Annotated in this window: 10 protein-coding genes; 5 read left to right on the forward strand and 5 right to left on the reverse strand. The window is 56.9% G+C overall.

All coding sequences use genetic code 11. The features are described from left to right. The first annotated feature begins 142 nt into the window (after window positions 1-142). From ppc to gldA, 4 genes are all read left to right on the forward strand, one after another. Window positions 143-2,794: a phosphoenolpyruvate carboxylase gene (gene ppc, locus ACOQH0_RS22475; protein WP_182402136.1), complete on the forward strand. Its 2,652-nt coding sequence runs from the start codon at window positions 143-145 to the stop codon at window positions 2,792-2,794. Between the two features lie 102 nt (window positions 2,795-2,896). Further along, a complete protein-coding gene (locus ACOQH0_RS22480) occupies window positions 2,897-3,661 on the forward strand; it encodes a helix-turn-helix transcriptional regulator (protein WP_421512389.1) in 765 nt (254 codons plus the stop codon). Window positions 3,662-3,789: 128 nt separating this feature from the next. Continuing rightward, window positions 3,790-4,452: a fructose-6-phosphate aldolase gene (fsa, locus tag ACOQH0_RS22485; RefSeq protein WP_420985028.1), complete on the forward strand. Its 663-nt coding sequence runs from the start codon at window positions 3,790-3,792 to the stop codon at window positions 4,450-4,452. Window positions 4,453-4,464: 12 nt separating this feature from the next. After that, window positions 4,465-5,568, forward strand: coding sequence for a bifunctional L-1,2-propanediol dehydrogenase/glycerol dehydrogenase (gene gldA, locus ACOQH0_RS22490; RefSeq protein WP_420985029.1), 1,104 nt, complete (start codon window positions 4,465-4,467; stop codon window positions 5,566-5,568). A gap of 83 nt (window positions 5,569-5,651) precedes the next feature. On the opposite strand, the gene katG is transcribed toward gldA, so the two are convergent. The 4 genes from katG to metB form a co-directional block, all read right to left on the reverse strand. After that, window positions 5,652-7,832 carry a catalase/peroxidase HPI gene (gene katG / locus ACOQH0_RS22495; protein WP_256460391.1) on the reverse strand — a complete coding sequence of 727 codons (2,181 nt, stop codon included), beginning with the start codon at window positions 7,830-7,832 and terminating at the stop codon, window positions 5,652-5,654. 209 nt (window positions 7,833-8,041) lie between these two features. Next, the gene (metF, locus tag ACOQH0_RS22500; protein WP_420985030.1) at window positions 8,042-8,932 is read right to left on the reverse strand and encodes a methylenetetrahydrofolate reductase; all 891 of its coding nucleotides are present in this window, start codon (window positions 8,930-8,932) and stop codon (window positions 8,042-8,044) included. 227 nt (window positions 8,933-9,159) lie between these two features. Then, window positions 9,160-11,592, reverse strand: a complete 2,433-nt coding sequence (locus tag ACOQH0_RS22505; RefSeq protein WP_421511236.1) for a bifunctional aspartate kinase/homoserine dehydrogenase II — start codon at window positions 11,590-11,592, stop codon at window positions 9,160-9,162. Between the two features lie 2 nt (window positions 11,593-11,594). Further along, window positions 11,595-12,755 (reverse strand): cystathionine gamma-synthase, encoded by a 1,161-nt coding sequence (gene metB, locus ACOQH0_RS22510; RefSeq protein ID WP_089599282.1) that lies wholly within the window; start codon window positions 12,753-12,755, stop codon window positions 11,595-11,597. 276 nt (window positions 12,756-13,031) lie between these two features. On the opposite strand from metB, the gene metJ reads away from it, so the two are divergent. Continuing rightward, window positions 13,032-13,349: a met regulon transcriptional regulator MetJ gene (metJ, locus tag ACOQH0_RS22515; protein WP_010436961.1), complete on the forward strand. Its 318-nt coding sequence runs from the start codon at window positions 13,032-13,034 to the stop codon at window positions 13,347-13,349. A gap of 49 nt (window positions 13,350-13,398) precedes the next feature. Here metJ and rpmE read toward each other — a convergent pair whose 3' ends face one another. After that, a complete protein-coding gene (gene rpmE / locus ACOQH0_RS22520) occupies window positions 13,399-13,611 on the reverse strand; it encodes a 50S ribosomal protein L31 (protein WP_003862040.1) in 213 nt (70 codons plus the stop codon). Window positions 13,612-13,650 lie beyond the last annotated feature (39 nt).

Consider the following 13,650-nt stretch of genomic DNA (forward strand, 5'->3'; position numbering starts at 1 on the left):
CCACATTTATTCGTTTGCTGAACCGTTTTCGCAGCAATTGACGACGGGGGTTTTACGTGGCTTTATAAAGGGAGATGACAAAATAATGTCCAAAAGATTTTCGATTGGGCATAAACAAAAATGATGGGGTGACTGGGTTTTTATGAACGAACAATATTCCGCGTTGCGTAGTAATGTCAGTATGCTCGGCAAAGTGCTTGGAGATACCATCAAAGATGCGTTGGGGGAAAACATCCTCGACCGCGTTGAAACCATCCGCAAGCTGTCTAAATCTTCCCGTGCCGGTAACGAAGCCAATCGTCAGGAGCTGCTCACCACCTTGCAGAACCTGTCAAATGATGAGCTGCTGCCCGTTGCACGCGCATTCAGCCAGTTCCTGAATCTGGCCAACACCGCTGAGCAATACCACAGCATTTCGCCAAATGGCGAAGCTGCCAGCAACCCGGAAGTCATTGCCCGTACGCTTCGTAAACTCAAAGACCAGCCCAATCTCAACGAAGCCACCATCAAAAAAGCGGTGGAATCTCTTTCGCTGGAGCTGGTGCTGACCGCTCACCCAACCGAGATCACTCGTCGTACGCTGATCCACAAAATGGTGGAAGTGAACAACTGTCTGAAGCAGTTGGATAACAAAGACATTGCCGACTACGAGCGCAACCAGCTGATGCGACGCCTGCGCCAGCTGATTGCCCAGTCCTGGCATACCGATGAAATTCGTAAACATCGTCCAAGCCCGGTCGACGAGGCAAAATGGGGCTTTGCGGTGGTGGAAAATAGCCTGTGGGAAGGGATACCAAACTACCTGCGCGAGCTGAACGAACAGCTAGAAGAGAACCTGGGCTACCGCCTGCCGGTTGATTTTGTTCCGGTGCGCTTCACCTCCTGGATGGGCGGCGACCGCGACGGTAACCCGAACGTGACCGCGGAAATCACCCGTCACGTCCTGCTGCTGAGCCGCTGGAAAGCGACCGATCTGTTCCTGAAAGATATTCAGGTACTGATCTCCGAGCTGTCGATGGTTGAAGCAACGCCGGAACTGCGCGCGCTGGCCGGAGAAGAAGGTGCCAGCGAGCCGTACCGTTTCCTGATGAAGAAACTGCGTGGTCAGCTGATGGCGACTCAGGCCTGGCTGGAGGCACGCCTCAAAGGTCAGCGCCTGCCGAAACCCGAAGGTCTGCTCAGCCAGAACGAGCAGCTCTGGGAGCCGCTATACGCCTGTTACCAGTCGCTTCAGGCCTGTGGCATGGGCATCATCGCCAACGGCGAACTGCTCGACACCCTGCGCCGCGTGAAGTGTTTCGGCGTGCCGCTGGTGCGTATCGATGTACGTCAGGAAAGTACCCGTCATACTGAAGCGCTGGGTGAACTGACCCGCTACCTCGGCATCGGCGATTATGAAAGCTGGTCCGAAGCCGACAAGCAGGCCTTCCTGATCCGCGAACTGAATTCCAAGCGCCCTCTCCTGCCGCGCAACTGGGAACCAAGCAACGACACTCGCGAAGTGCTCAATACCTGTAAGGCGATCGTGGATGCGCCGAAAGGATCGGTGGCCGCCTATGTGATCTCCATGGCGAAAACCCCGTCCGACGTGCTGGGCGTTCACCTCCTGCTGAAAGAAGCCGGTATCGACTACGCTCTGCCGGTCGCGCCACTCTTTGAAACCCTTGATGACCTGAACAACGCCAACGACGTGATGACGCAGTTGCTGAACATCGACTGGTATCGCGGCTTTATTCAGGGCAAGCAGATGGTGATGATCGGCTATTCCGACTCCGCCAAAGACGCGGGCGTGATGGCGGCATCCTGGGCGCAGTATCAGGCGCAGGACGCGCTGATCAAAACCTGCGAGAAAGCGGGTATAGAACTGACCCTGTTCCACGGACGCGGTGGCTCAATCGGCCGTGGCGGCGCGCCTGCTCACGCGGCACTGCTGTCACAACCACCGGGAAGCCTGAAAGGCGGCCTGCGCGTTACCGAGCAGGGCGAGATGATCCGCTTTAAATACGGTCTGCCGGAAGTGACGATCAGCAGCCTGTCGCTCTACACCAGCGCCATTCTGGAAGCGAACCTGCTGCCGCCGCCGGAGCCGAAAGAGTCCTGGTGCCACATCATGGACGAGCTGTCAGATATCTCCTGCGATCTGTACCGCGGCTACGTGCGTGAAAACAAAGATTTCGTGCCTTACTTCCGCTCGGCAACCCCTGAGCAGGAGCTGGGTAAACTGCCGCTGGGCTCGCGTCCGGCCAAACGTCGCCCAACCGGTGGCGTCGAGTCTCTGCGTGCAATTCCGTGGATCTTCGCCTGGACGCAAAACCGTCTAATGCTGCCCGCCTGGCTGGGTGCCGGTGCCGCACTGCAGAAAGTGGTGGAAGACGGTAAGCAAAATGAACTGGAAACCATGTGCCGCGACTGGCCGTTCTTCTCTACCCGCCTGGGCATGCTTGAGATGGTCTTCTCAAAAGCTGACCTGTGGCTGGCGGAATACTACGATCAGCGTCTGGTGAAACCTGAGCTGTGGACGCTGGGTAAAGAGCTGCGCGAACTGCTGGAAGGCGACATCAAAGTGGTGCTGGATATCGCCAACGACTCACACCTGATGGAAGACCTGCCGTGGATTGCCGAATCTATCCAGCTGCGTAATATCTACACCGACCCGCTGAACGTCCTACAGGCAGAACTGCTGCACCGTTCGCGTCTGGCAGAAGAGGAAGGTAAAGAGCCGGATCCACGCGTCGAACAGGCGTTAATGGTGACAATTGCAGGCGTTGCGGCAGGTATGCGTAACACTGGTTAATCGGTTTTGCCGGGTGGAGCTTACGCTTACCCGGTCTACAATATGCTTTTCGTAGGCCCGGCAAGCGCCAGCGCCGCCGGGCAATACCCTGGTATCCACACCATGCACCACGATATCCCCCACATCCTGAATGACCTGATCAACGGCACCTTGCCGCTGCGTCAGGTGCATTTCCCCCCTTCGGCTATACCGCTCCCCCGAACGTCACCTTGCCTCGTACTTAGCTTTGATACAGCCTGCGAAGCGTTATTTTTTTCATCCGGTAATATTCCGCTTCAACCCGCCTTTTCGCTCAACATCAGCTTCGGCAAGCAACAACTGACTCTTCAGCTCGAGCGCGACAACACGCTTTTGCAACAGCAACAGGTTGCCAGACGCGGGCCGCGAGTGGGCGCATTCCTTTTGCAGACGCTCGCTGAATTGCAAATGCAGCCAGACGATCGGGAAACGGCCAGACTGGTGGTATTAAGTTTGCTCAGCCACTGTCGCGATCTGCTGGGCAGCGATATCCATACCGCCAGCCGCAGCCGTGCATTATTTGAAGCGATTCGTCACTACATCGAAGAACATCACGCCTCTGCACTGACCCGTGAATCGGTGGCGCAGGCGTTTTATATTTCACCGAACTACCTTTCTCATCTTTTTCAAAAAACAGGCAGCGTGGGGTTCAACGAATATCTTACGCAAACACGCCTCGAGCACGCGCGTCAGCTTCTTAAAGGCTACGAATTTAAAATCAAAGATATCGCCGCCAGCTGTGGGTTTACGGACAGCAACTACTTTTGCCGTCTCTTTCGCAAACACACCGAACGTTCCCCTTCCGAATATCGACGCCAGTATCACAGCCAGCTCATCACCAAAAAGTAGCATTGTGATCGCTCTCTCACTTCGCTAAGGACATTACATTTGTCCAGTATTTAGCAAAATTGACCTGTATTCGCCGTGCCTGGGTGCCCCATATCCTTTATTCAACCTTTCTGACTTAAGGAAAAATAATGGAACTGTACCTGGATACCGCCAACGTGGCGGAAGTAGAACGTCTGGCGCACATTTTTCCCATAGCGGGCGTCACCACAAATCCGAGCATCATTGCTGCCAGCCGCGAATCCATCTGGGAGGTGCTCCCGCGCCTGCAAAAAGCTATTGGCCCAGAAGGCACGCTGTTTGCCCAAACCATGAGTCGCGACGCAGAAGGCATGGTGGCGGAAGCTAAACGCCTGAGTAATGCCATCCCGGACATCGTGGTGAAGATCCCGGTCACGGCGGAGGGGCTTACCGCGATCAAAGCGCTGAGAAAAGAGGGCATTACCACGCTGGGTACTGCCGTTTATAGCGCCGCACAGGGTTTGCTCGCCGCGCTGGCGGGAGCGAAATATGTCGCTCCCTATGTAAACCGCGTTGATGCTCAGGGTGGTGACGGCATTCGCATGGTCCAGGAGCTGCAATCCCTGCTGGAACTGCACGCGCCGGAAAGCAGGGTGCTCGCCGCCAGCTTCAAAACGCCGCGCCAGGCGCTGGACTGCCTTCTCGCCGGATGTGAAGCAATCACGCTTCCTTTAGATGTAGCGCAACAAATGCTCGGCACCCCGGCGGTAGAGTCAGCCATAGAGAAGTTCGAGCATGACTGGAAAAACGCGTTTGGTAACCTCAACCTCTAAGGGAGAACTGTTATGGACCGTATCATTCAATCACCTGGGAAATACATCCAGGGTGCTGATGTGCTTACCCGTCTCGGCGACTATCTGAAACCGCTGGCACAGCGTTGGCTGGTTGTTGGCGATAAATTTGTGCTGGGTTTTGCCGAAGAAACCCTGCGCCAGAGTTTTAAAAAAGCCGAACTGCATGCCGAAATTGCGCCATTTGGTGGCGAATGTTCACAAAATGAAATCGATCGCCTGAAAAAGCTGGCCGACAGCGCCGACTGCATGGCGGTGCTGGGCATTGGCGGCGGTAAAACGCTGGATACCGCCAAAGCGCTTGCCCACTTTATGGACGTGCCGGTCGCCATTGCGCCAACCATCGCATCCACCGATGCGCCGTGCAGCGCCCTTTCCGTGATTTATACCGACAGCGGTGAGTTCGACCGCTACCTGATGCTGCCGCACAACCCGAACATGGTCATTATCGACACCAAAGTGGTGGCGGGTGCACCGGCGCGGCTGCTGGCCGCCGGGATTGGCGATGCACTGGCAACCTGGTTTGAAGCACGCGCCTGCTCGCGCAGCGGGGCAACCACTATGGCGGGCGGAAAGTGCACACAGGCGGCGTTAGCGCTGGCCGAGCTGTGCTACAACACGCTGGTTGAAGAGGGTGAGAAGGCGATGCTGGCAGCGGAACAGCACGTGGTGACGCCTGCTCTTGAACGCATTATCGAAGCCAACACCTATCTCAGCGGCGTAGGTTTTGAAAGCGGTGGTCTGGCAGCGGCACACGCTATTCATAACGGTATGACGGCGGTACCGGATGCGCATCACTTCTACCACGGCGAAAAAGTGGCGTTTGGCACGCTGACTCAGCTGGTGCTGGAAAACGCGCCGGTAGAGGAGATCGAAACCGTCGCGGCACTTTGTCACAGCGTGGGGCTGCCGATCACGTTGGCGCAGTTGAATATCAAAGAAGATATTCCGGCGAAAATGCGTCTGATTGCGGAAGCATCTTGCGCAGAAGGTGAAACCATTCACAACATGCCGGGCGGCGTGTCACCGGATCAGGTTTACGCGGCGCTGCTGGTTGCCGACCAGTATGGGCAGCGTTTCCTGCAGGAGTGGGAGTAAATAGCGTGAATAAAAATCCCCGCATCAGCGGGGATTTTTTTGCCCGTAGGCCGGGTAAGCGTTAGCGCCACCCGGCACAAGGGTTACTGCAGGTCAAACCGATCCAGATCCATCACCTTCGCCCATGCCGCTACGAAGTCACGAACGAACTTCTCGCTGGCATCGCTGCTGGCGTAAACCTCAGCCAGCGCGCGCAGGACAGCGTTGGAACCGAAGACAAGGTCGGCACGGGTAGCGGTGTATTTCACTTCGCCGCTGGTGCGGTCGCTACCGGCAAACAGTTCGTTTGATTCATCGGTCGCTTTCCACTGGGTGTTCATATCCAGCAGGTTCACGAAGAAATCGTTGCTCAGCACGCCTTCACGGTTGGTGAATACGCCATTCTTGCTGCCATCGAAGTTGGCACCCAGAACGCGCAGGCCACCGATCAGCACCGTCAGCTCTGGCGCGGTCAGCGTCAGCTGCTGGGCTTTGTCGATCAGCAGTGACTCGGTGGTGGACACATCCACCTGCGCACGGTAGTTGCGGAAGCCGTCGGCAACGGGTTCGAGCAGGTTAAACATCTCGATATCCGTCTGATCCTGACGCGCATCCACGCGGCCCGGCGTGAACGGTACGGTGACGTACACGCCAGCAGCTTTCGCGGCTTGCTCTACGCCTACCACGCCCGCCAGCACGATGATATCGGCCAGGGAGGCTTTGTTGGTGGTGCGCTGGATAGCTTCCAGAGCCGGTAACGCACGAACCGCCGCGGCGTTCACATCCCAATCGCGCTGAGGTGCCAGTGCCAGACGCGCGCCGTTGGCACCGCCGCGCTTATCGCCACCGCGGAAGGTTGAAGCTGACGCCCAGGCAACCGAAACCAGTTCGCTCACGGACAGACCGGAAGCCACAATTTCCGCTTTCAGGCCTTCAATGTCTTCTTTCGAAGGATTGAACACCGCCTGAGGCAGCGGATCCTGCCAAATCAGATCTTCTTTCGGCACTTCCGGGCCGATGTAACGCGCTTTTGGCCCCATATCGCGGTGGGTCAGCTTGAACCAGGCACGCGCGAAGGCTTCGTTGAAGGCCTGCGGATCGTTCAGGAAGCGGCGGGAAATTTTCTCGAATTCCGGGTCAAAACGCAGCGTCAGGTCGGTGACCAGCATGGTAGGTTTACGTTTTTTCGACGGGTCAAACGGATCGGGCATGATTTCCGGTGCATCCACGGCTTCAAACTGAATCGCACCTGCCGGGCTGCGGGTCTGCACCCATTCGTATTTGAACAGGTTCTCGAAGAAGTAGTTGCTCCACTGGGTCGGGGTTTGCGACCAGATAACTTCCAGACCGGAGGTAATGGCATCTGCGCCAATCCCCGTACCGTGCGTGCTCGCCCAGCCCAGGCCCTGCGCTTCAATCGGCGAGGCTTCCGGGTCGGTGCCCACATGCGTGGCTTCACCCGCGCCGTGGGTTTTGCCGAGAGTGTGGCCGCCCGCGATCAGCGCAACGGTCTCTTCGTCGTTCATGCCCATGTTGCCGAAGGTCGCGCGAATGGCCGCCGCAGCAGACAGGGGTTCACCGCTGGCGTTTGGCCCTTCCGGGTTGACGTAAATCAGGCCCATTTCGGTGGCGGCGAGAGGACGCTTCGCCAGCGCTTCCGGGTCACGGTGGGTCAGCCAGGCCTTTTCATCGCCCCAGTTCACGTCCAGATCCGGCTCCCAGACGTCTTCACGCCCGGCGCCAAAACCAAAGGTGCGGAAGCCAGAGTTCTCCAGCGCCACGTTCCCCGCGAGGATAAACAGGTCAGCCCAGGAAATTTTTTGTCCGTATTTTTGTTTGATAGGCCACAGCAGGCGGCGCGCCTTATCCAGGCTCACGTTATCAGGCCAGGAGTTCAGCGGTGCAAAGCGTTGTTGACCGCGTCCGGCACCGCCGCGCCCGTCAACGGAGCGATAGGTACCTGCCCCGTGCCAGGCCATACGGATAAACAGGCCCGCATAGCTGCCCCAGTCGGCAGGCCACCACGGTTGAGAGTCGGTTAAAAGTGTTTTGAGATCGCCTTTAAGGGCGGAGTAATCAAGCTTGCTAAATTCTTTGCGGTAGTCGAAGTCTTCACCCAGTGGGTTCGAACGATTGGAATGTTGGTTAAGAAGATCGATGCGGAGTTGTTTTGGCCACCAGTCGCGGCTGCCTGTACCTGCGCCCGCGCTGTGATCGACGCCGCCCTGATGGAACGGGCATTTGCCGACTGATGCCGCTTTATTGGTCTCGTCTGACGTGCTCATCGCTTTGCTCCCTTTTACAGTGTTACCGTTACGATATACGCCCTTGTTGATAAGGTATAGTTGAGATAACCCACAGATTCGATAGTTAAATCCGTTTAATTTCCCATGGAAAATACATGAGTTTTGTACGTCAAAGGCAGCATCGCTGTTATGGCAGGAAAATAAAACCCTTATAAATCAAAAAACCCTCCGAAGAGGGCTCCTTTTTGTTACACGCCTGGTCTAACGCCGAGCGTGTGGCATATGGCGTAACTCATCTCTGCACGGTTCAGCGTGTAGAAGTGGAAATCCTTCACCCCTTCACGACTCAAGATCTTCACCATGTCCATCGCGATATTTGCGCCCACCAGCTTGCGTGTTTCCGGGTCATCGTCCAGCCCCTCGTACATTTTAGACATCCAAAGCGGAATGCGCACATTGGTCATATCGGCAAATTTCTTCGCCTGTTTGAAGTTAGAGACCGGCAGAATACCCGGGATAATTTCGACGTCGATACCCGCAGAAACGCAGCGGTCACGGAAGCGCAGGTAGCTTTCAACATCGAAGAAAAATTGCGTTATCGCGCGGTTCGCGCCAGCGTCGACTTTGCGTTTCAGGTTGAGCAGGTCCGCCTGGGCGCTTTTCGCTTCCGGATGCACTTCAGGATAAGCAGCAACGGAGATATCAAAGTCAGCCACGTCTTTCAGCAGCGCAACCAGATCGGCGGCATACATGTCCGGCTTGCCGCTCCCCGGCGGCAGGTCACCGCGCAGGGCAACGATATGACGAATGCCGTTATTCCAGTAATCCTGGGCGATAGCCCGCAGCTCGTCGGGGGTGGCGTCGATACAGGTAAGGTGCGGTGCCGCTTCCAGACCGGTACGATCTTTGATGCCTTTAATGATGCTGTGCGTACGGTCACGCTCGCCGGAGTTAGCACCATAAGTCACGGAAACAAACTTCGGTTTCAGGCTGCTCAGGCGATCGATAGAGCTCCACAGGGTTTGCTCCATTTCACTGGTGCGCGGCGGGAAAAATTCAAAAGAGACGTTAATCTGGCCGTTTACTTCGGCCAGGCTCTGATTCAGGGCTTCCCGCTGGTTGGCGTGAAAAAAGCTCATACCTTACCTCTATCTATCGCGTGTCGTTGTCTGTGGTGTTGTGAACTTCTATACGTTTAGACGTCCAGATGTAAAAATGACGGAAAAGCGGAGTGACGTCAACATAAATAATCAACAATAACGGTGAGGTTTGTTCAGGGAAGATGAAGGGAATTCATGATGGGGGGTGAGTGCGGTCTGATGCCCTCACCCTAACCCTCTCCCACAGGGAGAGGGAAATACAGAGGTTACAGTAGCTTAGCCAGACGGTTAATGTCGGACTGGATCGCCCCGGCGGTGACATCGCGCCCCGCGCCCGGACCGCGGATCACCAGCGGGTTATCGCGGTACCAGCGGCTTTCGATAGCGAAGACGTTATCGCACGGCAGCAGCGCCGCCAGCGGATGTTCAGGACGCACCGCCTCCACGCCTACGCGCGCTTTACCGTTCGCCTCGAAACGCGCTACGTAGCGCAGCACCAGGCCCATCTCGTTGGCGGCTTCCAGACGCTGTACCATCTGCTCGTTCAGCTCATCGCCGTTTTCGAAGAAGTGATCCACAGACCCTTCCTCACAGCCCGCAGGCACCAGCGATTCAACACGCACCTGACCCGGTTCGATGTCGTAGCCCGCTTCACGCGCCAGGATCACCAGCTTACGCATCACGTCTTTCCCGGCAAGGTCCACGCGCGGATCGGGCTCGGTTAAGCCCTGCTGCCATGCCTGATCCACCAGGTCGGTGAAGGGTACAGTGCCGTCGAACTGCAGGAACAGCCAGGAGAGCGTACCGGAGAAGATACCGCTCAGCGCCAGAATGCTGTCGCCGCTTTCAATCAGGTCGCGCACGGTATGGTTAACCGGCAGCCCCGCGCCAACGGTGGCGTTGTACAGCCAGTGACGACCGGTTTTTTCAAACGCGTCGTGGATCTGACGGTATTTATCGGTGCTGCTCGCCCCCGCCAGCTTGTTGGCGCTGATGACGTGGAAGCCGTGGCTGGCGAAATCCAGATACTGATCCGCAAGCTGCTCGCTGGCGGTCACGTCCAGCACGACCAGGTCATCGTAAGGGTGCGCGCGCATCCACAGGAACAGGGACTCTTCATCCTGCTCAACGGCTTCATCATTAAAGAAGGCAAGCGCCCGGCTGGCGTCCAGCCCTTCGTAATTCAACAGGCTACGGCGACTGTCCACCACGCCCGCGAGAATAAATTCAAATCCGGTACGCGCGGAGAGCGTTTCCTGCTCACGGGCGAACAGTTCCAGCCAGCGGGAACCGATGTTCCCTTTCCCGAACAGCACCAGGCCGATGCGTTTTTCCGCGCGGAACAGGGAGGTATGCAGACCCTGAATCAGGCTTTCGGTTGGCCTTTTACGCAGCACGGCCACCAGGCTAATTCCCTCTTCCGACTGCCAGGTGAACTCCACCGGCTGGCCTTTCAGCTGCTGCCAGAAGCGGTGGCAGTGCAGCGGGTTACGGGTGACGCCCGCGCCCACCATCGCCACCAGCGCCAGACCCTGACGCAGGCGAAGCTCGCCCGGCAGGCCCGCTTCATCGAGGATTTTCAGCGCGCTGTCCGCCACTTCTGCGGTATAGCAGAACTGCAGCAGCTGGCGGTCGTTGTGAACGCCGACGGCCAGCGGACGCACCTGAGCACGTTTGAGGATCAGGTCGATATCTTTATGTGCCAGCTTGAAGTCCTGGCCCGCAGGCACCTGGAACTCAATCAGGCAGATGTCGTCGTGGCTGGTGACAATACGCGCGCCCGTACCGGAGGCCAGTACGCGTTCGATACGGGTAGAGCCTTGATCCGGGGTATAGCTGCAGCGCAGCTGCAGGTCGATATCGCTACCGGAAACCGGCTGCAGCGTACGGGCGTGCAGTACCGGCGCGGCCAGGCGCGCCAGCTCGCTGGCTTCGTCGAGACGCAGCAGCGGCAGCAGGCAGGCATCTTTCACCTTACGCGGGTCCGCGCTGTAGACACCGGCCACGTCGCTCCAGATGGTGACGCGGGACACGCCCGCCAGGGCACCAATTTGCGTTGCCGAGTAGTCCGAGCCGTTACGGCCCAGCAGCACGGTTTCGCCCGCGTTGCTGCGGCTGATAAAGCCGGTCACCACAATGCGTTTGCCCGGATGCTGCACCAGCAGCTGTTGCAGCAGCGGGTAGGACAAACCTTCATCCACCTGAGGCTGCGCGGCGCGTTCGGCACGCAGGAAATCACGCGCGTCGAGCCAGGCCGCCTCCACGCCCAGGTGTTGCAGAACGGCGGCCATCAGACGTGCGGACCACACTTCACCGTGGCCCACCACTTCGGCATAGACCGCGTCGGTAATACCGCTGTCCAGCAGGGCAGCCAGACGCTCAAGGTCATGGGTAAAGGCGCTGATCAGTCCATCCGCCACGTCCGCAGGCAGCAGGCCGGCAATCAGCTCGCTCTGGTAACGGCGTAAAGACTGTTGTACCTGATGCGCAGAAAGGCGATCGGTCTGGCTCAGTTTCAGCCAGCTAATCAACTGGTTGGTGGTGCTGCCCGCCGCCGAGACAACCATCATGTCACCCGGCTGTGAATACTCGGTCATGATCCCTGCAACGCGCAGGTAACACTTCACATCAGCAAGACTACTACCACCAAACTTGTGCAGTTGACGACCCTTCGCCCCTGCCTGCGCTATCACACTCATGATTACCCCTTGGCTGCGACCTGGAAGCCATTTTCCAGATCGGCAATTAAATCTTCAGAATCTTCAATGCCGGTTGAGATACGCAGCAGCGTCTCAGAGATCCCGGCGGCGGCACGTGCTTCCGGTGCCATACCTGCGTGCGTCATGGTCGCGGCGTGGGAGATTAAGCTTTCAACCCCACCTAATGATTCCGCCAGCGTAAACAATGACAGCCCGCTCAGGAAGCGACGCAGCGTTTGCTCGTCACCGTCCAGTTCAAAACTCAACATCGCGCCAAATCCTTTCTGCTGGCGCGCGGCAATCTCATGCCCCTGATTTTCCGGCAGCGACGGGTGATAGAGTTTCTTCACCAGCGGCTGGGTTTTCAGGAAATCGACGATCGCCTGGGCATTGCGCTGCGCCACTTCCATGCGTGGCGACAGGGTGCGAATGCCGCGTAACAGCAGGTAGCTGTCGAAGGCGCTCGCGGTGACGCCAATGTTATTGGCCCACCATGCCAGTTCGGTGACAACATCGGGATCTTTTGCAATCACCACGCCTGCCACCACATCAGAATGACCGTTCAGATATTTAGTGCATGAATGCAACACCAGATCGGCACCCAGTGCTAACGGGTTCTGAAGGGCCGGACTGAGGAACGTATTATCCACTACACTTATCGCTCCCGCATCCCTTGCGAGCTGACAAATTTTCGCAATATCGACAACGCGCAACAATGGATTGCTTGGACTTTCCACCAGAACCAGCTTCGGTTGCTCTGCCAGCGCCTGCTTCAGCGCCTGTTCGTCGTTTTGATCGACAAACAGCACGCGATAGCAGCCGCGTTTTGCCAGGCTGTCAAACAGGCGATAGCTGCCGCCGTAGCAGTCGTGCGGCGCAACCAGCAGGTCGCCTGGCTTCAGGAACACCGTCGTCACCAGGTGGATTGCGGACATCCCCGTATTGGTTAATACCGCACCCGCCCCCCCTTCCAGCTCTGCCAGGGCACGCTGGGTCACGTCACGCGTAGGGTTGCCACGACGGGAATAGTCATGCGCGCGGGGTTCATTAAATCCGGTGAAATTATAGGTACTGGAAAGATGAATCGGCGGGACAACGCAGCCGTACTGCTCGTCATCATTCAATCCGCTACGCACTGCGATGGTGGCCTGTTTACGCGTCATGGTGAGGGCTTCCTGGCTTAATAGGTGAAAAGTCAGGCACCAGAGTAAACATTGAAAGTATGGACGTCAATACATCTGGACATCTAAACTTCTTTGCGTATAGATTGAGCAATGCGCAAATAGCCGTTAAAATTATATGCTTTAGTGCACGCTGCAGCGGCAATATCCGTGCCACGGTATCGTCTCTACGGTAAACTAGGCAAGATTACGGTTCAAAACCGGCGGTTATCGGTTCTGCGCCTTTAGATTAATGACTGAGAGGATTAAAGGTATCTCATGGCTGAATGGAGCGGCGAATATATCAGCCCATACGCTGAGCACGGTAAGAAGAGTGAGCAAGTAAAGAAAATTACGGTTTCCATTCCTCTGAAGGTGTTGAAGATCCTCACCGATGAACGCACGCGTCGTCAGGTGAACAACCTGCGCCACGCGACCAACAGCGAACTGCTGTGCGAAGCGTTCCTGCATGCGTTTACCGGCCAACCGTTGCCGAACGATGACGATTTGCGCAAAGAGCGCAGTGATGAAATCCCGGAAGAGGCGAAAATCATCATGCGTGAACTGGGCATTGACCCGGATACGTGGGAATACTGAGAAGCAGATACAAAAAAGGCACCTTGCGGTGCCTTTTCTTTCGGGATACTTATTTAGCGCCCGGGATGCTGAAACGCTTGTTGAAGCGGTCAACACGGCCACCGGTTGCAACATCACGCTGCTTACCAGTGTAGAACGGGTGGCATTTGCCGCACACGTCCAGGTTCAGATCGTGACCCACGGTGGAGCGGATCTGGATAGAGTTACCGCAAGAGCAGTTTGCAGTAATCATTTCGTATTTCGGGTGAATATCTTTTTTCATGGGAGAACCTCAGTTAAGGCCGCGTCGCTCTTCCAGCCC

The sequence above is a fragment of the Enterobacter sp. JS8-1 genome (assembly GCF_049187015.1).
In the GTDB taxonomy this organism is placed as follows: Bacteria; Pseudomonadota; Gammaproteobacteria; order Enterobacterales; family Enterobacteriaceae; genus Enterobacter; species Enterobacter mori.